At 32.3% G+C, this 24,441-nt stretch carries 23 protein-coding genes; 20 read left to right on the forward strand and 3 right to left on the reverse strand.

Annotated elements, in window-relative coordinates:
- Positions 1–116 precede the first annotated feature (116 nt).
- Together MHI00_RS17310 and MHI00_RS17315 are read left to right on the forward strand one after the other, a co-directional pair.
- On the forward strand, positions 117–956 hold the full coding sequence (locus tag MHI00_RS17310; RefSeq protein WP_119907176.1) for a ParA family protein: 840 nt from the start codon (positions 117–119) through the stop codon (positions 954–956).
- 6 nt (positions 957–962) lie between these two features.
- On the forward strand, positions 963–1,283 hold the full coding sequence (locus tag MHI00_RS17315; RefSeq protein WP_119907175.1) for a hypothetical protein: 321 nt from the start codon (positions 963–965) through the stop codon (positions 1,281–1,283).
- Between the two features lie 598 nt (positions 1,284–1,881).
- On the opposite strand, the gene MHI00_RS17320 is transcribed toward MHI00_RS17315, so the two are convergent.
- From MHI00_RS17320 to MHI00_RS17330, 3 genes are all read right to left on the reverse strand, one after another.
- Complete coding sequence (locus tag MHI00_RS17320) at positions 1,882–2,445, reverse strand: hypothetical protein (RefSeq protein ID WP_119907174.1); 564 nt, start codon at positions 2,443–2,445, stop codon at positions 1,882–1,884.
- A 321-nt stretch (positions 2,446–2,766) separates the two neighbouring features.
- Entirely contained in the window at positions 2,767–3,564 is a 798-nt protein-coding gene (locus MHI00_RS17325; RefSeq protein ID WP_119907173.1) for a hypothetical protein, read from the reverse strand.
- A 255-nt stretch (positions 3,565–3,819) separates the two neighbouring features.
- On the reverse strand, positions 3,820–4,425 hold the full coding sequence (locus tag MHI00_RS17330) for a recombinase family protein (RefSeq protein WP_002321606.1): 606 nt from the start codon (positions 4,423–4,425) through the stop codon (positions 3,820–3,822).
- Positions 4,426–4,549: 124 nt separating this feature from the next.
- Between MHI00_RS17330 and MHI00_RS17335 the strand changes: the two genes are divergently transcribed.
- The 18 genes from MHI00_RS17335 (at position 4,550) to MHI00_RS17420 (ending at position 24,439) form a co-directional block, all read left to right on the forward strand.
- The gene (locus tag MHI00_RS17335; RefSeq protein ID WP_073340469.1) at positions 4,550–7,537 is read left to right on the forward strand and encodes a Tn3 family transposase; all 2,988 of its coding nucleotides are present in this window, start codon (positions 4,550–4,552) and stop codon (positions 7,535–7,537) included.
- A gap of 148 nt (positions 7,538–7,685) precedes the next feature.
- A complete protein-coding gene (locus MHI00_RS17340; RefSeq protein WP_341115539.1) occupies positions 7,686–7,922 on the forward strand; it encodes a hypothetical protein in 237 nt (78 codons plus the stop codon).
- A gap of 124 nt (positions 7,923–8,046) precedes the next feature.
- Positions 8,047–8,202 carry a hypothetical protein gene (locus MHI00_RS17345; RefSeq protein WP_341115541.1) on the forward strand — a complete coding sequence of 52 codons (156 nt, stop codon included), beginning with the start codon at positions 8,047–8,049 and terminating at the stop codon, positions 8,200–8,202.
- Positions 8,203–8,337: 135 nt separating this feature from the next.
- Positions 8,338–9,099, forward strand: a complete 762-nt coding sequence (locus MHI00_RS17350) for a hypothetical protein (RefSeq protein WP_341115543.1) — start codon at positions 8,338–8,340, stop codon at positions 9,097–9,099.
- Positions 9,100–9,199: 100 nt separating this feature from the next.
- Positions 9,200–10,090, forward strand: coding sequence for a hypothetical protein (locus MHI00_RS17355; RefSeq protein ID WP_229252465.1), 891 nt, complete (start codon positions 9,200–9,202; stop codon positions 10,088–10,090).
- 15 nt (positions 10,091–10,105) lie between these two features.
- A complete protein-coding gene (locus tag MHI00_RS17360) occupies positions 10,106–10,333 on the forward strand; it encodes a hypothetical protein (RefSeq protein ID WP_229252466.1) in 228 nt (75 codons plus the stop codon).
- A 29-nt stretch (positions 10,334–10,362) separates the two neighbouring features.
- Entirely contained in the window at positions 10,363–10,581 is a 219-nt protein-coding gene (locus MHI00_RS17365) for a hypothetical protein (protein WP_229252467.1), read from the forward strand.
- 28 nt (positions 10,582–10,609) lie between these two features.
- Positions 10,610–11,830 carry a hypothetical protein gene (locus MHI00_RS17370; protein WP_341115547.1) on the forward strand — a complete coding sequence of 407 codons (1,221 nt, stop codon included), beginning with the start codon at positions 10,610–10,612 and terminating at the stop codon, positions 11,828–11,830.
- Positions 11,823–13,760 carry an immunoglobulin-like domain-containing protein gene (locus MHI00_RS17375; RefSeq protein ID WP_341115548.1) on the forward strand — a complete coding sequence of 646 codons (1,938 nt, stop codon included), beginning with the start codon at positions 11,823–11,825 and terminating at the stop codon, positions 13,758–13,760. The genes MHI00_RS17370 and MHI00_RS17375 overlap by 8 nt, the downstream gene beginning before the upstream one ends.
- Before the next feature lie 60 nt (positions 13,761–13,820).
- Complete coding sequence (locus MHI00_RS17380; RefSeq protein WP_341115550.1) at positions 13,821–14,906, forward strand: hypothetical protein; 1,086 nt, start codon at positions 13,821–13,823, stop codon at positions 14,904–14,906.
- 3 nt (positions 14,907–14,909) lie between these two features.
- Positions 14,910–15,866, forward strand: coding sequence for a hypothetical protein (locus tag MHI00_RS17385; RefSeq protein WP_341115552.1), 957 nt, complete (start codon positions 14,910–14,912; stop codon positions 15,864–15,866).
- 81 nt (positions 15,867–15,947) lie between these two features.
- Positions 15,948–16,244: a hypothetical protein gene (locus MHI00_RS17390; protein WP_341115553.1), complete on the forward strand. Its 297-nt coding sequence runs from the start codon at positions 15,948–15,950 to the stop codon at positions 16,242–16,244.
- Between the two features lie 16 nt (positions 16,245–16,260).
- A complete protein-coding gene (locus tag MHI00_RS17395; protein ID WP_341115554.1) occupies positions 16,261–17,073 on the forward strand; it encodes a hypothetical protein in 813 nt (270 codons plus the stop codon).
- A gap of 37 nt (positions 17,074–17,110) precedes the next feature.
- Complete coding sequence (locus MHI00_RS17400) at positions 17,111–19,183, forward strand: hypothetical protein (protein ID WP_341115555.1); 2,073 nt, start codon at positions 17,111–17,113, stop codon at positions 19,181–19,183.
- A 235-nt stretch (positions 19,184–19,418) separates the two neighbouring features.
- Positions 19,419–19,826, forward strand: coding sequence for a hypothetical protein (locus MHI00_RS17405; protein WP_341115557.1), 408 nt, complete (start codon positions 19,419–19,421; stop codon positions 19,824–19,826).
- Positions 19,819–22,164, forward strand: coding sequence for a VirD4-like conjugal transfer protein, CD1115 family (locus tag MHI00_RS17410; RefSeq protein WP_229252476.1), 2,346 nt, complete (start codon positions 19,819–19,821; stop codon positions 22,162–22,164). The genes MHI00_RS17405 and MHI00_RS17410 overlap by 8 nt, the downstream gene beginning before the upstream one ends.
- Before the next feature lie 20 nt (positions 22,165–22,184).
- Positions 22,185–24,146: a pLS20_p028 family conjugation system transmembrane protein gene (locus MHI00_RS17415; RefSeq protein WP_346819032.1), complete on the forward strand. Its 1,962-nt coding sequence runs from the start codon at positions 22,185–22,187 to the stop codon at positions 24,144–24,146.
- The gene (locus MHI00_RS17420) at positions 24,146–24,439 is read left to right on the forward strand and encodes a hypothetical protein (protein ID WP_229252478.1); all 294 of its coding nucleotides are present in this window, start codon (positions 24,146–24,148) and stop codon (positions 24,437–24,439) included. The genes MHI00_RS17415 and MHI00_RS17420 overlap by 1 nt, the downstream gene beginning before the upstream one ends.
- Positions 24,440–24,441 lie beyond the last annotated feature (2 nt).

A 24,441-nucleotide genomic window follows, 5' to 3' on the forward strand; every position in this document is an offset into this window, starting at 1 on the left:
AGTTATCTTTGGTTAAATCCATCATATTATCAAATAGCTATATTATCATATTTAGCTTTACTCAAATATGATAATATGATAATATAGCTATATAGAAATATTTAAGGAGGAACATAATGGCTATAACAATTTGTGTTGGGAACTATAAAGGTGGAGTAGGCAAGACAAAAAATAATATATTAAATGCTTACCAGTTAGCAAAAAAAGGGTATAAAACTTTAGTCGTTGATTTAGACCCACAAGGCAATGCAACAACAGTCTTGTTACGAACAAAAAAACTTCATTCAGAAGAAATTTTTAGTTTTGATAAAACTTTAATGACAGCAGTAAGAGAAAATGATATTACTAATATAGAAACAGAAATTATTGAAAATCTTTATTTATTACCTTCTTATATTGATTTTGCAAACTATACTACTTTTCTTGATAAACTGTATGGTGTGGTTGAAGAGGGTGACGAAAATTATTTTGAAATCACTCAACAAAAAATTACACACTTTGACAATTTACTAAATCCATTAAAGGAAAATTATGATTATATTTTCATTGATGTACCGCCTACTAAAAGTTACATTACTGATAGTGCGGTTATGGCTTCCAATTATGTGTTAATAGTTTTACAAACACAAGAACTTTCATTAGACGGAGCAATACAATATTTAGGAGATTTGCAAAAACTCTCTAATATTCATAATGGAAATTTTGAGATTTGTGGTGTATTACCAGTATTAATGGATAACAATGCTTCTTTAGATCAGTTTGTATTAGAGAATGCTGGTGAAGCTTTTGGTGAAGAAAATATATTTAACAATAAAATACCAAATATGGCAAGACTAAAAAGATTTGATAATACAGGAATCACTGAATTTGATAGACATGATTTAAAGGTTATGGAATTATACAATTTGGTTTCTGACGAATTAATAGAACGAATAAACTTTTTTGAAGGAGTCTAAAAATAAATGACTAATACTAATGAATTAAATAAAAAGAAAAGACCATCATCATTAATTAAAAATAATCAGATTGAACCAAAAGTACAATCTGTTATTAAAACTGAACAGGTTGAAAAATTTGTTAGAGCTGATAAGAAAGCAACAGTAAAAAATCAAAACGCAAATTTAAAGCTATCACAAGATACAAAAAATGAACTTGATCTATTAATAAAACTTACGGACCATAAATTTGGGTATGAAATGGTAGAAACTTTAATAGACTATTATGTAGAGAATGCTTTAGATAATGATAAAAAGAGAGCTTTTAAAACACTTTCTTCTATATGATAATCATCATAAATAGATATATGATGATATAGCTATTTAAAAAACCATAAAATTCAATTAGGAATGATTAAGTTTAAAAAGGACCACAAGATAAATTTATCTTGTGGTCCTTTTATTAACCTATTTAAAACTATCATATATATAAATCATCATATAGCTATATTATCATGAAATATTTTGCACTTGCCAGCGAGTGAGGGTAGCGAAGGGAGCCACTTTCTGCCGACTTCTTTTTTCTTTAAGGTCTGCTATTTAGGTTTGTTTTTTGGTATAATAAGGAGCTGTCACTTTTTTAAGCTGAAATCATCAGTAAGAAAGGGGGCATTATATGTTTTATCTCTTAGAGTTTTGCATTGCGATTCTGGCAGAAGTAACAGCCCATTACATCTGCAAATGGCTTGATCGCAACGATAATGAATGACAGTAAGCCTGCTCGTTAATCTTAATTGAACGTAAAAAAATACCAACAACAGCCCCGTTGTTGGTATTTGGCATTATATGAATTATCTCTCTTCTAGTACATTGTAACATGTTTTAGTACTTTTTGCTATTGAAAAGTACAACTTTGGTGAGTGTCCTTGTCAATTTTTTTAATATTTTACTTTAATTGGGATAAGCATTGAATGAAGCCTTGTGCGATTTCGTTGAATTGTTCATCTTCTTTATAAATAGAAGTAATCCACGCAGGCATAGGGCGCTTTAATTCAGCATATATTGGAATTAGTGTCTCCATAAATCTATCAGATCGTTTTTTATCGTAAGCTGAAGCTATTTTACGTGACGCTGGTAGGATAAGCTGTGACGCATTTTTATTGCCTTTAGCGTCATTTACAATTGTTTCAGCTTCAATAGACGCATTTTTATATAAGTCTATGCTGTCAGGTTCATTAAATTTATTGTGTGCTGATTTGCTGATTTCATATTCAGCCTGAAGTCTAAGTAATTCATGATAAACCTGGTCTGAAGTTTTGTTACTGACGTCTGATATGCTAGAAATAAAATACATAGGCAAGTTCTGTACTTGAACCTCTCGCTTAATCCACATTGAGATTGTAGACTGTCCTATGCCTGTTTTTATTGAAAAGTCACTTATCGTCATTGCTAGGTTACGTTTAATCATTATTTTTATTGGCGGTTCGCCAGGAGTGTAACGGTCTCTCATTTCCTTGTAGACCTCCTTTGATGTAAGATTATTATCACTATAGTGATAATAATACCACCTTTAATAAAGGTTAGCAAGGATAGGCAATCTGTTCCCTTCTATTAAATAACATTTTTTTACATTGTTTAAGTTTCACTTATAATAGACTTTTACCTCTTTGTAACGTCAACTCAATTTTAATCGTTGATTTAACAGCTTTTATTAACAATTGCTGCACGTCGACTCCAGGTATTTTGGATCTTCCTGAAGAGAATAAAAAATAACAAAAAGTGAACTTTTCAACACTTTATTAAAAAGTACTAAAAGATCACTTTATCATTTTTATCTGTTAGCTATCGAATTAGCAATTGCTTTAAGAAAAGACTTTTTTTCTTTAATAGGCTCACCAGTGACTTTATCATAAAAATTTTCTATTTTTAATATTTGATCTGTTCTAATAAATGAATTATTGAGTAACCTTATTTCACTGAACCCACGCATTCTTAATTCCATTAAGTTTAGTAACTCATTATTTAGTAGATATAAATATTTATCCAACTCACTGACAAAATAATTATTTCTAACCATGTCCTCTTGTTTCAAAAAGAGATATTCGACTTCTTCAATGTTATTTTTCTTCCAATACTTAATTCTATGATTTCCATCTATAATTAAATATAAATAATCTCCACTGATAAATTCGGTTATAATTATTGGCGTATCTTTTATCATTACTGTAGGAATATTAAATTCCGCTGGTACATTTAATATTCCATAATTTGCCAAAGTATTTAAATTTAGTTTACCAGTTAAGAATTTTGTATTTTTTAAATCCATCAAGATTTTTTCAACATCCATATTTACTGAAAAATAAAATTTGTCAAAATAAAGTTCACAGTAATATAGTTCAGCTTCATATCCATTGTCTTTCAAAAATATTTCTCTTTCATTTTTTACTTCTTCAAAAATAAAGTTAGTATCTAAAGACTCTAATTTTGTTTTCCACTGATTTGCATATTTATTATATGCTTTTTCATCAGTAAATAGTTTTTCTCCGTTACCATACATCCGTTCCATTACTGAAAATAATATACCGTAGTCTGTTTCTGTTCTTTTATCATTCCTAAAATTATAAGTCATTTATCAAACCTCCGAAATAAACTTCAATACCAAAATCTTTTACATCTTTTCTGATTATATCTACAATAACTTGATTATCATTGAAATCTGCAAATGCCAACGCATGTAAATAAAATCTTATTGATTCCTCTTTTTTGCCTAACTTCATTAAATTAAAAGCTTTTTCGTAGGTTAAAAAATCTAAGTAGTAATAGGGGTACATGGAACATAGAAACGAAATAGTGCGGTAGAAAAGCGAATGAATGTAGTATATTTCTACAAATCATTCGCTTTCTTTATTTTATAAATAGTTGGTCGAGAGATCCCGTTTTCTTTTGCAATCTCTGCAACTGGAATGCCTTGCTTTAACATGTCCACCACGGTTTTAAAAACTAAGCGTTTTTGCGGATCTGTTGAGTTAATAGAATACTCGATTGGTCGTCCCTTATATCGGCCGGCTTTTTGAGCCAATAATACTCCTTGCCGCTGACGTTCACGAATTTTCTCACGCTCGTTTTGTGCAATATAACTTAGCAGTGATAAAAACATATCGAACATAGCGGTATCCAGGAGTTCATTTCCAGTATTAAAATCTAAAAACTGTGCATCTAATATTTTTAACGCTACTTTTTTCTGTTTCATAAAAGCAACTGTATTTTTTATATCTTCATAATCTCTTCCTAAACGATCTAGTGATGTAACGATGACGCAATCACCTTCACGGATATAATTTAGTAATTTTTGAAACTCAGGACGCTCAGTATCTTTACCACTGGCTTTTTCTTGGAATAATTTATCAATGTTAAGTCCTTCCATCATTGCCAATTGTCGATCCAAATTTTGATCTTGTGAAGATACTCGAATATAGCCAATTTTTCCCATAAAAAACTCCTTTTTAAAAGTGATATAATTTACATGTAAAATTTACTTGTAGTTTTACTGCTATCATAGCATTTTTAAAAATAAATTTTAAGTAGACTTAAAATTTACTTCATGGAGGGTTTAAATGGATGAAATCAAAAGTAACAAAAAAGCATTTGGCATTTATTTAGGAGAACCTAGTACAGAACAATTAAACCAATTTTTTTATTTGCATGAAAAAGATTTAGAATTGATGGAGACTATACGACGACCAGCTACTAGATTAGGTTTTGCACTACAGTTAGTCTCACTACGTTTTTTAGGAACTTTTATATTAGATCTTACCAATATTCCCCAAAATGTATTGAGTTATGTAGCAACTCAACTAAATATTGATCCTGGAGAAATTATCTACTATAGCAGGAGACAGACCAGGTATCAGCACACAAAATTGATAAAATCACATTATGGATATCAAGATTTCAACCAACCGGAAATAGAAACATACCTAGCTAACTGGCTTTTAAATAGAGCGCTGTATACAACAGAATCTTCAGATATGTTGTTTGATATGCTTCTAAAAAAATGTCTGGATGAAAAGATTGTTTTACCTGGAATTACTACTTTTTCTCGTTTTGTTGCTAGTGCAATTGAAAAAGCTGAAGAGCATTTATACCGACAATTGTCTTTGGTTCCAACTGAAGATGAGAGAAAGCGGCTTCTCAATCTTTTAGAATTAATTGGAACTCCAGTTTATGGGGCAATAATCAAAATGGACATTTTGAGAACCCCGTTAGCTGACGATAGTCATAAAGAAATAGCCAGAGGTTTTGACCGACTAAAGCAATTTCAAGCTTTCTCTACTGAAAAATGGAAGATGGAATCTATTCCTGAAGGGAAAATAAAAGTTCTTGCAAATTATGCATTTAAAGCTAAAGCTCAATTAATTCAACGAATGAGTGAACAGAAAAAACTGGCGTTGTTAGTGGCATTTATTTTCATATACAAACGTAAGGCTATGGATGAACAAATTTTAGCACTATCTAATTTTTTTGAAACTGTTTTTAGACGCGCCAAAAATAAGGAATCTAAAGAACGTCTTCGTACCATAAAAGATCTAGATCGAGCCGCATCGACACTTTCAGATATTGTAGATTTAGTAATGTCCAGTCATTCTGATACTAATGAACTATCCCTTCGCGATCGTATCTTAGAAAAATATTCTGAGGAAAATGTTACCGAAGCTGTATCGCAAGTTCGGCTATTGGTTAAAAATGATCGTGAACCAATAGCCATTTCTGAACTTCTGAACACTTATCGAAAGTTCAGAAAATTTATTCCGGATATTTTAACTACACTAACATTTGACAGCAATGACTACGGTAACAACTGTAAGGAACTCTGGACCTTCATTAATAATAGATTTCCTAAGCCGATTACTTACAAAATGTTTGGAGCTATTAAACATACTCTTCCAAAGAAATGGATTTATTACATTCATGAATACCCTGAACAAACTAATAAATGTGTATTGATTGCAGCTGTCGAATTGTTAATTCAATCTTTAAAACGCCATGATATTTATATTCCTCAGAGTGTCTTATATAACAATCCTATGGATTGCTTGATTGATGAGAAAGCTTGGGTTCAACAAAAATACGTTTTATTAGAACAACTAGATCTTCCTTCTTCAGCAAATGAAATGTCTTTATGGTTAAAGAACGATTTGGAACTGTCTTATAAAGAAGCGCTAAATCGTTGGCCTACTTCTAAAATGGCCAGAATAGAAAATGCAGATCGCCTGGTTGTCTCTAGACTTAAAAAGACATATGAAAAAAAGGAAGATAAGTCTTTTAGACGTCGCATTCAGCAGTTACTTCCTAAAATTGATTTGTCAGATTTGTTATTGGAAGTAAACCAACAGTTAAATCTTACTCAATCATTTAACCACTTAAGTGACAAGGACACCAAAATGAAAGACTTGGATATTAGTTTATTAGCAGTTCTTTTATCAGAGTCCTGCAATATTGGTTTTTCCCCGGTTTCAAAAGAAGGATTTGATTCTTTAAAGTATGATCGTCTTGTCTATGTCAATCATCATTATATTCGAGTGGATACACTTTCAGGAGCTAATCAAAAAATAATACATGCACACAGGAAACTTGCCACCTCTAAGATATGGGGTGATGGGCATATGGCTTCAGCTGACGGTATTCGTTATATCACACCACAACGTTCCCTATATTCTAGAAGTAATCCAAAATATTTTGGCCGTGGTCGTGGGATCACATTCTACAATTTTGTCTCTGATCAATATATAGGGTTCCACGGAATGGTCGTTTCAGGGACACTGCGAGATTCGCTTTACCTTCTAGAAGGATTCCTCAATCAACCCAGCGAATTAACTCCTAATCAGATCATGACTGATACAGCTGGTTATAGCGATATGATTTTTGGTCTCTTTGGCTTATTAGGGTTTCAATTTAGTCCAAGAATTGCCAATGATAAAGGAACCAAACTTTGGCGAATCGACGCTAACGCTCACTACGGGGAACTTGATACGTTGTCTCAAAATTCAATTAATATGGAACTGATTTATACCCATTGGGAGGACATTCTTAGGGTTGCAGGTTCGTTGAAATCTGGAAAAGTGAATGCAACAGAATTAACGAAATCTCTTCAACGGAATGGGCAACCCACGCCTTTAGGAAAAGCAATAACTGAGTATGGAAAAGTTTATAAGACGAAACATCAGCTTCGTTATATTTCTGACGAAATATATGCACGGCAAATTTTAGAACAATTGAATAAGGGGGAAGCTCGGCATGCCTTATGCCGTAATATTTTTTATGGACGAAAAGGAAAACTCTACCAGACTTATTATGATGGGATGGAAGAGCAGCTCAATGCATTAGGATTAGTTACTAATGCCATCATATATTGGAACTCACTGTATTTAGAAAAAGTATTTGAACAAATGAAAGCTGAAGGATTCGACTGTTCCGAAGAAATGATACGCAGGCAATCTCCACTAATTAGTGATCACATCAATTTTGTTGGTAAGTATACGTTTAGATACGAAGCTGAATTATCCAACGGTAAGTTACGTCCATTGAATGTAGAAGAATTCTAGCAATGTTCGGGTTTTGCATGCTACCGCACTATTTCGTATGACTGTTCCAGCGAATCACTTCGAATAGAAAAAGAGAAAAACACGAGAACAGCGTTAAATCAACGTTTCTTGTGTTTTTACTTTTGTGCTACCGCACTATTTCGTTTCTATGTTCCATGTACCCCAAACAAATAAATTTGGGTTACGACTTCCCTGTTCAAATGGAAATTTAGCAATTCATCATTTAGTTTTTGTTTCAAAAGGTGGTACCGACCATGAAACGAACTTAATTACAGTATCTAAAGAAGTTCATAAGCTATATCACCAGGGAGATCCAATTATCGTTGAAATGGTTCACAAATTACTTGAGGAGCAGTGGAATGAAAAAATGGTTGTAGATTTTTAAATATTTAAATTTAAAACTACGTTACTGAAATAATTACTAGTTTGGATAGTGTAGTAAGTGCAAAATATAAGTATAAATTTAGTAAAAATAAGCCTGATAAAATGATGAATTAGGAGGTGTTAATTTGGCAATGACATTAAATTTAATCCTTGCAATTGTGGGTTTAGCACTAGTTTTAATAAGTTGTAAAGCTAAGAGTTCTTTCCTACGAGGAATTGGTATGGGTATGTCAATATGTACCATTTTACAATCATTACTAAATATTTTTTTAATGAGGTAACACTAAGAAACGAACTTAATTACAGTTTCAAAAGTAGTTCATAAACTTTACCATCAGGGAGATCCTATCATTGTTGAACTGGTTCATAAAATACTCGAGGAACAATTAAATGAAAAGATGATGGTGTCTTTTTAATTGGGCGATTTTATATTAAATATGTTGAAGGGAAATGGACTAATGAAAAAATATCTTATTGTAAATGAGAAGGCGGATGGATGCAGGTCGGAATCAATAGTTGAAGCAGACAGTCCTGAACAAGCAATGTTAATTGATTTCCATAATGAGGATTTAAACAAAAATAATGAAGAAGAATTTGTTTCAACCGTTGGAATATATGAGATTTCTTATCTAAATTTGGTAGAAGGGATACTGAAGGCACAAAGTAAATCGTCAAGAAAGACAAATGTAAATATAAGTTCAAATGATACAAATGAGCCTGACTTTTGGGATACAGCGAAACATTACAAATCAATGGGGATAGCTAGAAGTAGGTCGATTATTTTAGGTGCTTCTATTCAAACAAGAGAAGACATGGAGAAACATTATCAGTCAATAGACCTAACCCAACCGGCTAAAAGTTTTAATCCTTTAATAATGATAACTGATCCTGATGAACGAAAACTCTATAAAGACTTGTATAACATGGAAGTTGATGAACTTTTAATGGATACACCTTTGACTTTGTACAAAGGTCTGTCGAGGATTGTAGGTGAAAAAGTTTTAATCACTACTACCCATTATGAAGTTGTAGTATCTGATCCATCAAAAATGAAAGATTATGTTGTTGCTGTGAACGAACCAGGGGAAAGAAGTGACAAAAATGAATTCGAGTTAGTATTGAAATTTGCTGAATTGATAGAGAATTTACTACAAATACAAAAAGAATACAATGGGTAGTTACCAATTAAATAAACAGTACTACTTATGCACTAAGGGAGGTGGTGAAAAGTATTAAGGTAGATAATAGGAAGAATTGAGGTAGGAGGTTAATGGAAAATTGAGTCAAGATGAAGCAATTATTAAAGGAGCTTTAGACTATGTTCTGGCGCATAGTTTTGAAAATTATCGTGATTATCAAAGCTATTTCATTAGGATAAGACCTAAAGAGTTAGTTTCCAAACATGGCCATTATAAGCGACGAGAAAGGTTGATTGAAGTATTTAATCTTTCCAGGGAACCACGATTTACAATGCTGACGTGCTTACATGAATTGGCCCATCATATTGAGTATGAAGATTTAGGGGAGAGTGAACACACTAGTTCGTTTTATGAGCGGTATTTTGCTCTTTTAATCGTTGCTATTGGATTAGGGTATTTAGAACGTTCCGATATCAAAGAAGAACATGATTCAGGAGATTACGGCCAATTAGTAGCGTATTATGGTGAGGTTGAAACATGGGAAATACCAGTATTTCCGCACTTAGAAAAAAGAATGGTGGTTGTGAAGAACAGCTACGAAATCAGAGGGATATTAAAAAAACGTAACTTCAAATTTTTTACAATGAGCCAAACATGGCAAAAAGAATTTCCTGATTTAGAAACAGCTGAGGCTGAGAAAAATGAATTATTAAAGGTTGGAAAAGTAGAAGATATCTACATTCAATATGTAAACCAGGTTAATTTTCTAATTTACTACTATATTGGCGTATTAAATGGATACGAATATCGGTATGGGTTGAAAGAATTAGGTTATGTCTGGGAAGGGTATGGACTTAGGGACGTATGGGTTAAAAAGGTTGATGCAACAGCTTTTTATGAAGAAACTCATAAATTAACTCAATTTGCTGGAATCGAGTTTAAAAAAATGACTCCAAACTTAACTAAACCCACTCCTAAAAAAAAAGCTAAAAAACCAGAAAAAAAGCAAATTATTCAGTATTATTTTTAGAAAGTTGGGTATCAAATGGCAAAGATTACAAAAGCAGAATTAAGTAAGAAAAAGGCTGTAGCGCAGTTGTTTTTGCAAACGAAAGATATTGATATAGATGATTGGTTAGCTGATAAGTATCAAGAGGTTGTAGATGACAATCCAGATACGTTAAGTGAAGCTCTTAATTTATTTATTAACCATAAAAAAAATGGAAATAAGCCAACACCTAATTCAAATTTAAATGGAACGCAAACGCATTAAAATATTATGTAAAGAAAGAAGGAGAAAAAATGGATAAAATTTTAGGAATTCTAAAGTTTGGTGTCAGAGGAGTCCAATTGCTTAGTGGCGGATTCGCTGCATTTAAGTTAGGTGTATATGGAATTGCATATATGACTAAAAATACTAGAAAAGTAGAGGAAGCACAAGATGGAATGAAAAATGTAGGTATTGGATTATTAGTTGCATTAAGTTGTGAACAAATCATCCAATGGCTGCAAACTGCTTAATTCAGTATTTTGGTAGGAGGGTATCTGTATGATTTATGCTGTTTTTAAAGCAAGTAAAGAACTAAAGAAATTAGTGAATAAGAGGAACAAACTTCAATTAGTAGAAGCTAATACCTTAATCGTTGAATTAGATAGATATGCCGAAGAACAAGGCTTTACTAGTTCAGTCGAGATCACTATATATGAAAATGAGTCTATTCTCTTTAGAGATGAGGTGTTAGTAGGTGAAGGAACCGCTCTAAACCTAATTTTATTAGTAAACAGCACATTGACTACAACCTTTGCTGACACTCCAGAAGAGGAAAAACGGGCATTAATGAAGAAGATTGAAAATGAATTTATGAATGCACCTTCTGTTATTCATTCAGATGAACCACAAGAAAAAGTTGAAATTAAGGAAAAAAGAGTTTCGCAATCAATTAAACCTACGATAGAGGTTGAAGTTGTTCATAAGGAATTACCAGAAATTAAACAAAAAAATAAAAAAATAAAATCGCCAAAAATAGGAATGACAAAAAAAACAACGAAAATTGTTTTAATTGTTGTTCCTATTTTAATTTTTAGTAGCACTGTATCAGTTTTATTTTTTAATTCTTTTAGTAGTGATCCTAAAGCAAGTCAATCAAATTCAGAGGTTTCAAGTTCAGTTGAATCTGATGGATACAAAAAATTAATTGAACAAAATAACTATTTGAAAGCATACAATGATTATCCTAAAAATCAATCAGAAATCTTGGCTCTATTAGTGAAGGATAATAATAAAGCTGGTTTAAAAGAGATTGCAGAAGGGGCTGATAGTAAAGAAGCCTTTTTTGACTATTATTTTTTAAATAAAGAATGGAAAAAGGTTATTGAATATCAAGTAGTATCCAAATCAAAAGAACGTCAAGCAATGCTTGCATACGCCTATATTCAAGAAGGAAAAATTGAAGAAGCTGAAATTATTAACGAGGTGTTAATGAATAAAGAGTTAACCTTACAAATGGAAGAATATAAGCTGACTAGTGCATATAAAGCCATTCAGGATGGAAAAGTAGACGAAGCCAAAAAAATGAACGAAATGCTTAAAAATGACGATTTAGAAGCAGCATTGAGTAATGCGCAAATTGCAGTGACTTTGTTGAAAAAGTATGAAAAAGATTCTTCAGATCCAAACTTGTCACCTGAAGTACAGAATGAAGCAAAAAAAAATGCTGAAGCTATGAGAGTTCAGTTAAAGGAAATTGGAAAGGGGTATTTGAATGAGTGAAGAAAACAACGAGAATCCAAAGGAACAAATAAGTAAAAAAAATAAATGGTTTGTAGGTATTTCTACAGTCATCTTATTAGGTTTGGGAGTAGGTTCGTACAATTATTTAATGGCTCCAAATACAAATACTACTAAATCAGATACTAAAAAGAATGATACGAATAATAGTAGGCTAAAGAAAGATTCATCTAATTCCACAACGAAGAGTAAAAATTCTGATAAAAAAACAAAAGATGAAAAAAAAGCTGCAGAAGATCAATCTATTGTAGACATTTTTTCCAATGTTAAAGAACCATTAAGCAAAAATGTTCCAACAACTAAAACAACAACGAATCAGTTATTAAATCTGCTTGCTTTAGCAGCAGAGGACAATAAAGATACTGTTACAGCTGTGGAAAAACCTACAACAATAAAACCTGGAGACAACACAAATCCAATTGTTCCACCAGTAATTAAACCGCCTGTATTTCAAGCGCCAATTATTACGAATAATCCAACAATTTTAGTTGAATTGGGTGGGAGCTTTGATCCTTATCAATTTGCTAGTGTTTCAGATTTATACGACTCGAATATTGAATTGATTGTTGATGTATCAAAACTTGATTTATCGACGAGTGGAACCTACCCAATTTATTATTCAACTGGAACGAATTCAAAAGGGTTAACTGCAGAACCTAAAGTTAGTTATGTAACTGTAAATAGTCGCCCAATTTTGACTACATTAACAGATGAGGTAACAATACCTGTACGTTCGAATTTTAATCCGAGTGAATTTGTGACTGCTTTTGATTTAGAAGATGGTGATTTATCTAACTCTATTTGGAACGATTCGAACGTTTCAACAGACTACGAAGGAAACTATGTTGTTACGTACTATGTTCAAGACAAGCATGGTTTTAGCGCTACTCCAGTGAGTATAAATGTGTCGGTAACTAATGAAGCACCAATTATTATTTCTCCAACAATCAATGTTCAAATTGATACTGAAATAGACTTACTTCAAGGAGTTAGAGCATTTGATAAAGAATCAGGAAATATTACAAATGATGTGAAAATCTTATCTTCGAATGTCAATTTTTCTAAAGAAGGTCAGTATGAAGTTGTCTTATTTGTTGATGATGGGAATGGGAAAACGGCAACTAGAACAAGAACTGTAAATGTTACAAATGAGGCTCCTGTTATTCATGCTGAGGACAAGAACTATCATGTTCTAGATCATACATCATTTACGATTGAAATGGCATTAGAAGGCGTTTCAGTAACAGATAAGGAAGATGGCTCAATTTTAGTAACAGAAGATATGATAAATAAAGAACAATTTGCTGCTATTCAATCAAACGTTCCTGGTTCGTATCCGTTAACCTATTCTGTTTCTGATAAACATGGTAAAACAACAGAAAAAACTATTATAGTGACCTATTTAAATGATAATCCGATCATTAACGGCGCTTCTGATAGTACGATTCACGTAGGTACGGTATTTGACCCACTTGAAAATGTTGATGTAACGGATAGAGAAGAAGGGATTTTGACGGACCGATTGATAGTTGATGATTTAGACGGATTTAATTCAGAAATATCAGGTGAATATAGATTTAAATATTCTGTACAAGATTCATTTGGAGGCAGCTCTGAAGTAATTCGGACGATAACGGTTGTGAATGATAGTCCTACTATATCTGGAGTTGAAGATGTGACAATAGAAGTAGGTGATTCTTTTGATGAGATGGAAGGAGTCATTTTCAATGATACAGAAACACCAATAGAATTGCTGCACGTTGAAATTTTAGGTGAAGTGAATATTGATCAAGTCGGTGTCTTTCAATTGACGTACATCGTTACAGATGGGCATGGAAAAACAATTGAACAAGTTAGAATTGTGACAGTTGTTGAGAAGGAAGCACCTTTAATTGAGTTAGAAAGTAAGTAATAAAAGTATGTTGTAGAAGAGTTTCTAAACTCTTCTATAACAATTTGGAGGTTTATATTAATGAAAGAACTTTTGGTTTTAATGCAATTAATTTCACTTGTACCAGCATTTCTAATAATTGTTTTTAATGGTTCATGGCTTTTGTTAGGACTATTTAATCGTTATATTCGAAGTAAAAGTTCGGCGAAAGTTACAGAAAAAATTAAAGAGAATGCCAAAATAGACCATGTAATAATCCCAATAATTAATATTTGTCTTGTTTTGTTGTATTCTTTTAGTTTAGGGGATCTTATTTTTTCAGAATTATATAGCGTACTGGTTGATAAAGGGAGCTTTAGTGAAGGCAGTGCTTTTTATATTCTCGTATATTTAGCTATGAACTATTATATGTACACATATGTTTTTAAGGTGGCAGCGCGGTCAATTAACAAAGATTCAATTTTCGATGTGTCCGTTAATTATGTATTTTTAACTTTCCTTGAAAAGCCTCTATTCTATAGATCAAATCAAAGGGAAAGAAAAGTTGAAAGTGAATCTCAATCAATAAAAAAACAATTTTATGGAACTTCTTTAGAAGTGAGGAAAAAAGACAATACAAGATCGTCATCTATTGTGAATATTGATAATTTGTATCAAATCGATTTTAGAAATGGTCAAAGTGAAGTAGGGTGGGTTTGGATAAAAATTGGGACAGTAGTTAATTATAATATGTTCCCTGGGGGCTTAGAATTACTTACGAGTAATGTATTACATTTTATGCCCATAGATTCTAAGACGTTGTATTACAAAGAAATTCGAACTGCTGAAATTATTTCTATTTTATGTGTAGGACAGAAAAACAGACCCTCATTAGAATCAATGGATAATGATTTATTTAAGATTGAAGGTCCTTCTAAATTAACATCTGTAAAGGATTGGGAATTATCAGTCCCTATGTTGTTAAGTCATTATAAATTGGTTGAAAAAAAATCTTTAGGCGCACCAGTTGAAAATAAAATTGATACAGCAATGGCGAAGTTAGAAGGATATGACACAATCGAATTTTCAAGAATGGGCGTATATAAACTAATTCTCCATGTTCCAGTTAAAGGTGGAAGATTGTTGAAAAAAGAAATCAATTTAGAAATAACAGACAAAGGGGATTAAGAAGTGAAAAAATTAATAGATTGGAAAAAAGTATTTGGTTTGACTGGAATTGTTTGTTTGTTGATGTCAATTATCTTACTTGTTTTATTTTTTATTAAAATTGGTGAATCAGACTCACAGTATATCATCATTAGAAGTTTAATTTATGCTATTTTTGGCATTGTTAGTACTACTTTATATTTTAGTTTAAAAAATAAAGAACAATTAGATCATTTAATCAAAAATAAAAAGTTTTGGCTCATACAGGGTGCAAATACAGTAGTAGTGTTTAAGTGGATAATCAAAAATATTGCTTATATAGCAATAAGGTTACTATCTTGGTTCATTATTTTAGCGGTATTCGAAGAGTTAACAAAATATAATAGTGAATCAGAAATAAAAGTAATCTTATCAATTACTCAAAGTTTTCTTTCTTTCTTGTTTGCAGTAATGTTGGTTCTGGTGTTTTTCAAATTAAGAAGACCTAGAGTTGCTGTTTCAGCTTTCTTATTAAATATTGTTTTCGCTCTTTATAGAAGTTGGGACATTAAACTAAACCCAGTTTCAAATGAAACAATTGAATCCATTATGTCCTTTTTTTTGGTTATTGGTGTTTCCTTTGCTGTTATAACATTGTTAGATATTCTTATAAGAGAATATTTTAAACGAACCGCATTTATGTCTTTTAGAGTTAGAGAAAATGAGTTCAGAAAAACTCTTGAAAATATTCAAGAAAATTTTTTAAAATACTATCCTATTACAGCAGATTGGCAAGAAATGATTGGTCATTATAAGTCTATGTTGAATAATGACTTACTAATTACAAAAGAAGGTAGACTAAGTAAGAAAGATATTCACTGTGAATTCAAGATGAAGTATTCTTTAATAACCCACTCCTTCCGGTACATTATTGTTGAAGATAAAGAAGGAATTGAAGATAAAACAATTTTCCATTTAGTAGATGATTACTTTTGGAGATAAAAATAATACAAAAGGTTTGCCCCACTATTCGAAAGAATGAAAAGTGGGGCAAACCTTTTTATATAAAGGGGGAAGGAGGTGATGTCTACCAATGTCGCATATTTAAAGAGAGTAAACGCTAAGGGAATTGATTATTTATATTTGGTTAGAAGAAAAGGCAAGAGGAAACAGTATCTATTTTCTCTTGGTCATTTAAACCAATCTTTACCCTTGCTGTACTCATGGAGAGAAGGTGAAGAATTACCTGGAGTAATAAAAAAATTTGGATTTGATTATCAAGATATACAAGAATGGATCTTAACTTTAGAAACAGGTTATACAAAATCAGCAAAGAGAGTGCAATGGATATTTGATTGGAAAGAAAAAACGGATTGTTAAGAAAGGAAATTGTATTATGCCAGCTAAAGAAATGTATAAAAAATACCTTAAAAACGAAGGTTTGACATATAGCGAACGTGTTGATATTACAGCGTTTGATAGAAGCCATAACCATTGGGATTCTATTGATATGAGAATAAACGCAGCAACTGAATTAAAAATTTTGGAAGGTATTGATACGTCTAATCACATTGAAACACTTGAAGCTTTGCAAGTTAGTAATACTAGTACCCAAGATTTTTTAGAAAAAGAATATTATCAAATTATGAAGTATGAAAAAGCTAGTCCTATAAAGGTTGAGCCAACTGAGAAGTCAACAGAACAAGAATTTAATGAAGAACAGTTGGCTTACATTCAATCTAAAATTGAATTAGCCGAAAGTGCTTTACAAGTTGCAAGTGCTGAACATGATTTGATATTAGAAAATCAGTATAAAGAATCATTTGGTGATTTTTTATATCAAGATGAAATTTTAGAAAGTGACAATGAACCTTATGAACCACAAGGGATTGAAAACGTTGAAAAACGTAGAGTCGAAAAAGAGAAAGCTTATATTGTTCAAGAGGAAAAAACCAATAAAATTGAACGTACACTTAGTGAAGTGGATGCTAAAGAAGTGAATCATTTATTTATAGATAGTGCATATCCAATGCCCTCTTCTTATGCCCCTAGTGTATATGAAATTCTTGAAAGTCTTCCAACTCATATAAATAATGCAAAAGAAATCTTAGAAAGAAACCATCCAAAAGGTGCAGAGGTAACAATTGAGCGACCTATTAATAAAGTGGGTGCGGTGAGTAAAACTGTAACCTTTGAACGTGATAGATAAACAAAGTGGTAGTTTTTTTAATATAAGGAGGGATTAAATGGCTGAACGTGCAAATAATTTACCAGAAGATGTTGGTTACTTTGAGACTTATTTGAAAGAGGATTTGCCAAAAGAAACGATAGAAATGGTCCAACAAACAATTGGTATCACTCCTATTACAAAAGAAGAATTACAGATGCTTTTACAGAATCATTACAACAAAGTTGAGGAACTTATTTCAGAATCTCTATTAGATATCAGAGAAAAAAAGGTTCCTTTTGTTAAAAGGTCTGATATTCATAAATCATTTAGACAAAAAGCCAAAATTAAACTTGTAGATTTTGGTAAATCAATGGTTAATACTGCAAAACGTGCACAACGATTACCAGACGAGTTAATTGCGAATGGGCAAGAAGTAGCAACCGGATTTTTCAAAACAGCTTTGCGTAAATTGAATAGTAGATTAATTACAATTTCCCATAAAATTGATGTTCGTTTAGGGAGAGTTGAAGAAATTAAAGAACCAGAAAATTACATTCCAGCTATAGAGAATCGAGTAATGGAAGATATCAAATATGTTGTTCCAGATCCAGTTGCTCCTGGAGCTAAAAATGTTCTTCAATTTAATCAAGGCAGCAACCCTGGTAAAGAGACGAAGGAAATACAAAAAAATAGTGATAACAAAGGAGTTTCCACTACTTCTCTTGAAAATAAAGTGAAAAATATTGCAGATTATCAAGCTGAATATTTAAGAGATGAAAATAAATCGGAAGTTGTGAATAAAGTTGTTGAATCAGTTGGATCAAAAACAATTACAAAAGATGATTTAGAGCATGCTTTGAATGTTTATTTTGGAAAAATAGATAAATTGATTGCAGCAACAGTTACAGCTGAACCGATAAAGGTTCAAGAAAATACTCAAGATGGCCAAACATTAGGTCCAAGAAAACGTCAAGCTCAATTTAAAGAACGTGCTCGTGATTATATATTTGATATGGGAAGTTCTTTGAAAAACACTGTAGAAATCATTAAAACAGCGCCAGAGAGAGCCGTTGTGAACGCTAAGGAACAAACCTCTCAGTTTATAGATAAACAGCTTGAAGGAGTTAATAATAAGCTTAAAGTGATATCAAAAAAAATTGATTCTTCTCTTACTGAATCATCTGAAAAAGAAGTAATCACTTCTGAAGAAAAGAACCAGGAAGAAGTAATTAAAGAGGAACCAAAAAATGGAAAAGAATCAGTATTGAATAACGTTAATCCAAATGAGTTACTTTCAAAATCAACGTATGAAAAAATGTTATTAGCTATCCCTGTAACAAGACAAGAGAAAGAGGCTTTTATGGCTTTTGAAAAAGGTTCCACTCTTCAAGAAAAAGTTGATTTTAGAAAAAATGTTTTAGTTGATATGAAGGAACAATTTGCAATTGATTTATCTGAGAAGTATGAATTTTTAGAACAAATTAGTAATCAGGATCAAAAAATTCAAACTGAAATAAATAAAGAATTTACTGAAGCTGCATTATTAGCAAACGTATCAAATGAAAGCTATAAACCAGCTGGAAAAAATACTCCTGTAGAATCTGCTGAAAATGAACCAACAAATGGTGCTGTGGTAGAAATTGACAAGAGGCCTGTTAAACAAGATTCACAACAGTCAAAATTCGAAAACTTAAATGAAATTCAAATCAACTATTTGGCTGAAAGAGTTAAATTTGGAGAAGCAAAATTAGAATTTGATAATGGTCAGCTTGAATTGAATGCAGAATTTCAAAATAGGGACTTTGAAGAAAGTCAAAATATTCCCTATGATTATAAGGTTTTAAATGATTTACAACAAATTCAAGAGCAGCGTTCAGAAACATTGAGCAAATTAGCCTATTCAAATGGTATTAAGGAGTGGGAAATGAGTGAAACTGAATTTGCCAAAGTTGAGTCTTTGATTCCTTACCCAGTGATATTTGAAGAAGGAAAGGGATCAAAATTATCTGAAGAACTAATTCAAGCTAAGAGTTTTGTGGAGCAACAAAATACTCAAAGTAAAGGTGCGGTTGTCACAATTAATCATAGAGAGGGAGCAACTAAAGGAAATGCTGTAATGCAAGAAGCTAGTGCAGGTCGTGAAAGATAAACCATTTTTTCATGATAAAGAAGAAACTGATGTGTCGAGTGATATTGAGGTCATTCGGCACTTTTTTGAATCCACAAATAGAATTGAGTTTGAAGATATTGCACTGGTACGAGAAATCTATGACAGTCGAGAATATCTAGTTACTTTTGATTTGTTTTGTAAAAAAGTCAAGATAAAAAATGGATTAGTGATTTCGTGTAAAGAGTCTAAATAAATAGATTAAGGAGAGAATGCAATGATTCCTGATTTCCAAGTTGAAGTAGGAAAAAGAATAAAAAATATAAGAGTGAAAAACAATGTAACAAAACGATATTTGTCACTAAAAAAATTTGGAAAACTTGTAGACCAAGAGGATATAACAATTATCAAGAAGTGGGAATCTGGACTGGTTGTCCCAACTGTAAGGCAGTTAAAAATTATTGAAACTTTAGGGAGAACCACTTTTGATGAGCTGCTTCAGAGGAATGAGGATAGCGCTTCTTCTATAATTTTTAATGATCCAAATGGGATTTTTGATAAAGAACTAATGCTAGAACTTGAAAAACGAGGATATAAAATTAGAGTATTAGAATTATCCAAACCTGATAGCCTTTCAAAAAATAATACCTCATCAATAAAAAAGGAGGTTAAGTTGATTGAATAAAGAGTATAAACAATGGAAGAAAATTCTTGCTACGCCAATAGTTTTAGTTGTTTTTGGTTTATTAGCATATGTGGGAACCTTTTTATTAGCAAACATAGTCTTTAATTTACTTGCACAATTAAAGACTATTTTTTCTTTAGGAAAAGAGTTTTTATTCACTGATTCTGTTGATTGGTCGCCTGTGTTCAATGGAACTTTATTCAATTTAAACACAATGCGCCCATTTTTTCCGTTTGGGTATCTGTTGATTTTTGTGTTTCTTACATTTTTTATTCCAAAAAGACTATACGAACAAAGAATGGCTTTCAAAGATATTAATAAAGGAACAAAGGGAACGCAAAAATTAACGACTCCGGAACAATTACCAGTTCAATATAAGAAGGTGCGTCTTGATGATAATGAATACGAAGGTGAATCAGGAAATCCAGTTTGTGGTGTCACTGAAATTGAAGGAACCGGTGAAAATAAAAAGGAAGTTTCCTACGTTTATATCGATACGAATAAAACTAGTTCTCTAGTCATAGGGGGAACACAATCAGGTAAAACAGAGACTTTTTCCTATCCGCTATTAGATTTGATTATGAGAGCGAAGGTTAAAGATTCAGTTATTGTGAATGACTTGAAAGGTGATTTGCTAAAAAATACAAAAGCAGAATTTGAGCGGTTTGGTTATGACGTTTATTGTTTAAATTTAGTTGAACCAGAAAATGGGATAAGATTTAATCCATTAGAATTAGTCAAAAAGGCATATATAAAGAAGGATTTTACCAAAGCTCAAATGCTCGCTAATAGCCTTTCCTTTAGCCTGTATCACAATCCAAATTCAAAAGAACCTATGTGGGAAGAAGCCAGTATTTCGCTCTTAAATGCGCTTATACTGGCTATTTGTGATATTGGAGTAACGTCAGGTCATACCGAATGTATAAACATGTATGCAGTTACGAGTATGTTAGAAGAATTAGGTGCGTATCCTGATGAAAAAGGATATACCGCATTAGATAGCTTTTTTGAAAATCTACCTGTAACAAACGTGGCCCGAAAGCAATATGGAACAATCAAATTCTCGCAAGGAGTTACTCGGAGCGGGATTTTTACTGGAACAATGGCTAAATTGAAGAACTATACCTATGATGCTATTGCTAAATTGACAGCTGAAAATGATTTAGATTTAGAAGAAATTGGGTTTGGGGATAGACCTGTTGCGGTTTTTATTGTTTATCCTGATTGGAATGATTCAAATTACACAATTATTTCGACTTTCTTATCTCAATTGAATGAAGTTTTGTCAGAAAAAGCAACTTTATCTGAAGGTAGTCAAACAAAACGTAAAGTTCGCTATTTATTAGAGGAAGCTGCGAATATACCAGCTATCGATGGGTTAAGTAGGGCAGTTAACTTAGGACTAAGTAGGGGATTAATTTACCATTTTGTATTGCAATCTTATGCGCAATTTGATGATAAATACGGTGAAAAAATGAGTAAGGCAATTACTGGAGCTTGTGGGAATCAGTACTATATTATGAGTGATGAACAAGAAGATGCTGAATATTTTAGTAGGAAATTAGGTAAAAAAACAGTAATAGAAGTTGTTCGAAGTGGTGATCCATTAAGTAGGGATAAATCTTATTCTGAAAGTGAAGGAGAACGAGATGTAATTGATGCCAATGAATTAAGGGGAATTGAGCCAGGAGAATGGCTTATGTTAAGAACGAAGAAACGTCGTGACTTGAAGGGAAACCGAATAAAGCCGACTGCAATTTTTGCAAACTATAAAGATGGAACTCAAATGAAACATAGGTACGAGTATTTACTTCATAGATTTGATAATCCAGCGCCTATCTCTTCAATGAATTTAGGGAAAGATCATAAGGAAATTGAGTTAGACAAAATTATTGTTAAGTTTAAACAAAAATTAGTCGATGTTGAAGAAACTTATGAGGATGATACAGAAAAACATGAAGATTTCCAATTTGATGAGGCAATAAAAATGCCACTGCCTATGTCAAATAAAGATGAATATCCACAAAGTTTAACTTTAGCAAAATCAATTGTAAAACCGAAAAAAGGAATCAAAAACAAGTCTTTAACTGAAAGGACAGTGGAACAAATGATGTTAGATATAGATGGAATTGACGAGAAGGAAACACTAATAAATGAAGTTCTTACAGAAGATAAATTTACATTCATGAGTAAAAAAGTGAAAGAATCAATTACTGAAGCTGAATACAATCAATTTTCCAAACTAGAAACTATTGAACAAGTTTCTAGTTTTTTTAATAGTCAAGAACGTGCTGAGTTAAATGATCTTTGGTTGAGAATGATTCAACCGATTGTATAAAAAAGGAGATGAATTATTTGGTGATATTAGCTATAACGAACCAAGAAATAATTGATTACCTATTAAAATTTGAAGATTTATTGACAATCGCTAAATTTTGGACTGCAGCCGCTAGAGACTTTGGTCTCATGATATTAAAGGGAATTGGTGGAATAGTTGATTTATTATCCGGAAGTTTAAAGGAAGTTTACTCTCTAATTAATTTTTATGATAGTGAACCTGTTAAGAATTTCATTGCACCTTATGTTCCTGTATTTTGGGGCCTAATGGCACTAGCTCTAGGATTTTTAGGATTTCAAATAATTGTACTAGGTAAGTCAGAAATAAGTAAGTATATCACGAATACATTGGTCGCAATTACAATATTTTTTGTAATGCCCTGGGCAATGGATTTTTGTTCAGCCCTAGTTACCAATGGAGTGGCATTACTAACAAATCAAAAAAGTTCCAGTTTAATTGTATTCCAGAATAATATTACGGATGTATATACGATTGACAGGAATGGATGGGATTCAAGAGAACCTGCAAATGATATTAAATCAGCTAAAACTCTAGCAATTCTAGATATATCAGAAGTGGTGGATACTGGAAATACGTTTTGGTTCGATGATTCACCTTTGACAGATAAAGGAAAAGATATATTAAAACTTCAACTTAGGGAACTAAATGGTGAACAAAAGCTGGCAAAATTAGATTCTCATTTTATTGCAACAGATGATGCCTATTTCAGGTATTCCTGGCACCCTTTCTTTATTTTAGTTGAACTTGTAACAAAGGGACTTGTATACTTTTTCGCATTATTTAAAACGGCAAAAATAATAATGGAAATAGGAATATTAAATATGGTCCTAAAAGGTGTTTCCTTAACCGGAATCGGTAGTAGTCAACGAAACATGCAAATGGTTATAAAGATACGAGATTCGTTTATCGTCTTGTACTTAGTCATGTTTCTAATAAATGCCTTTGACTTATGGTCGGCATATGTTGGTAGCTCATCAGTTAATGTAGTAACAAAAATGGTTCTTGTTTTTGCAGGAGGTTGGTTAACGGTAGATGGGCCCAATTTTGTAGAGCAGCTGTTTGGAATTGATGCTGGTTTATCTAGTATTAGTAGAGGAATAATTGGAACAGTGCAAGGTGCTAGAGGTGTTTCAGACGCTGTTAAAGGTGGTTCGAAACTTGCAAAAAATACTGCTAAGACCGCATTTAATGGAGGGAAACTTGCTGGTAAGGCAGGTTTGTATGGATCAGCTGCAGCGAAAGGTGCTTTAGATGGATTTAAAGGCGGTGGCGTACCTTTAAATGCTCCAGATATTAATTCCATTGATAGCAAAGGGAATGGGAGTGGAAGTACTAAAACACCGCCAACGAATTCAAAACCAAATGATAGTAATGTAACAAATCCAAATATTGGAGAAAAAGGTCCACCGGGAGATAAAGGACTGGATGGAACAGCTGGAATGGCTGGGAAAGATGGATTGGAAGGGAAAAACAGTAGTGATAGTTCCATGAATCCAAGTTCAAATCCAATAGGTTCAACGCAAGGAAATAACAATTCTAATCCTACCAATGCAATGGCTAAATCAAGCCCTAGCAATGCGAAATCTGAAAGTAATCGTTCTCAATCTAGCTTAGCGAATAAAAATGCTAGTGCCAAACAACAAATGGCGAGTAATTTTGGCGCTAATAAAGCTCAACAAGCACTTTCAAATGGTGGTCAAGGTGCTTCTAAAAATGTTAATGAAGTGCCACGAGTTGGCGGATCACAATTGCCAAAACCAGTACAACAAGCTAAAGAAAACTTAGTACAAGGTATGCAACCAAGAGAAAAAGATACAAGTACACTAGGAGAAAAAGCTGTTCAAACGTATGCAGAAAGCGCACAGAAAGTGTATGACGGCAAAACTGCTCGTACAAGTAGAAAAGTCTACGATGTATCTAAAGCAACTGCAGAAAGAGTAAAAGGAGGAAGAGATAAATAATGAGTCGAATGGTAATAAGACCCGCTGAAATAATTACTAAAACTAAGTATGACAAAATAGATATTAAGGATGCGTTTATTATTATTGGGAGCGCAGGTATCGGTTTTCTTTTTACTTTATCAAAACAATTTGTTTTTTCTTATTTGGAATTTCCTTTTGTTTTAGCCTTTCCTATCACATTATATATTTTGCTAAGCCCAAGTGAAATACCGAAAAAGAAAACGTATCAAATAGCAAAAATAGTCCTATTAAAAGATAGAAAAACGTATCGACCAATAAAAAGACCAAAGTAGGT

Source organism: Carnobacterium sp. FSL E2-0243, assembly GCF_038003605.1.
In the GTDB taxonomy this organism is placed as follows: Bacteria; Bacillota; Bacilli; order Lactobacillales; family Carnobacteriaceae; genus Carnobacterium; species Carnobacterium maltaromaticum.